Annotated in this window: 1 protein-coding gene; it reads left to right on the forward strand. The window is 67.2% G+C overall.

Translation table 11 applies throughout. From position 1 onward, the window contains the following. The coding region (locus ACP16H_RS26410) for a beta strand repeat-containing protein (RefSeq protein WP_425075111.1) at window positions 1-1282 on the forward strand (1282 nt) is incomplete at both ends.

The following is a 1282-nucleotide window of genomic DNA, read 5'->3' on the forward strand; positions in this document are numbered from 1 at the left end:
CGGACGGTGGTGCCCTGAATGCCACGACGATTGCGAACAGCCTCGACATCATCGTGACCACGGGCACAGTGACCTCGAACGGTGCCGCGCTGAACAACAACGCGGGCGCATCGCTGGCCATCAACGGCGGCGCGCTGACCGGGCTTGGCGCGATCGACAACACCTCGGCAGAGGCGGATGCGATCACCCTGGCGGCGGGCACGAACCTCGGGTTCACCACGCTGACGTCGAGCGCGGGAATGATCTCGGTCGGCTCGGGGGCGTCGCTGACCGGCACCTCCGTGGCGCTGACCGGAGCGGCGGATCTGGACCTGAACGGCGGCACGATCACGGGCACGCTGGACAACCAGTCGACCGTCCAGATCTCGCTGGAGGGCAACGTCAACGGCGCCTTCACCCAGCAGGGGGCAGGGGTCGAGACTCTGGTGGACGGCACCGGCGTGATCTTTGGCGACACGGCGACGATTTCGACCGGTTTGCTGAACGCGGATGCCAACGTGGATGTGACCAACGCCCTGACGCTGGCGGCGGGCACCTCGCTTGACGTGGCGGACAACGTGACCGTCAACGGCGGCACTGTCAGCATCGGCGCACTGGCGGCGGCGACGCTCGGCAACGGCGTGACGATTTCGTCCGACACCGGGCTTCTGGACAACGCGGCGACGCTGAGCTTTGGCACCAATGGCACGCTGTCCTCGGCGACCACGCTGACCAACAGCGGCACGATCACCTTCGCGGACGGTGGTGCCCTGAATGCCACGACGATTGCGAACAGCCTCGACATCATCGTGACCACGGGCACAGTGACCTCGAACGGTGCCGCGCTGAACAACAACGCGGGCGCATCGCTGGCCATCAACGGCGGCGCGCTGACCGGGCTTGGCGCGATCGACAACACCTCGGCAGAGGCGGATGCGATCACCCTGGCGGCGGGCACGAACCTCGGGTTCACCACGCTGACGTCGAGCGCGGGAATGATCTCGGTCGGCTCGGGGGCGTCGCTGACCGGCACCTCCGTGGCGCTGACCGGAGCGGCGGATCTGGACCTGAACGGCGGCACGATCACGGGCACGCTGGACAACCAGTCGACCGTCCAGATCTCGCTGGAGGGCAACGTCAACGGCGCCTTCACCCAGCAGGGGGCAGGGGTCGAGACTCTGGTGGACGGCACCGGCGTGATCTTTGGCGACACGGCGACGATTTCGACCGGTTTGCTGAACGCGGATGCCAACGTGGATGTGACCAACGCCCTGACGCTGGCGGCGGGCACCTCGCTTGACGT

This window comes from Sagittula sp. S175 (assembly GCF_049800975.1).
Lineage (GTDB): Bacteria > Pseudomonadota > Alphaproteobacteria > Rhodobacterales > Rhodobacteraceae > Sagittula.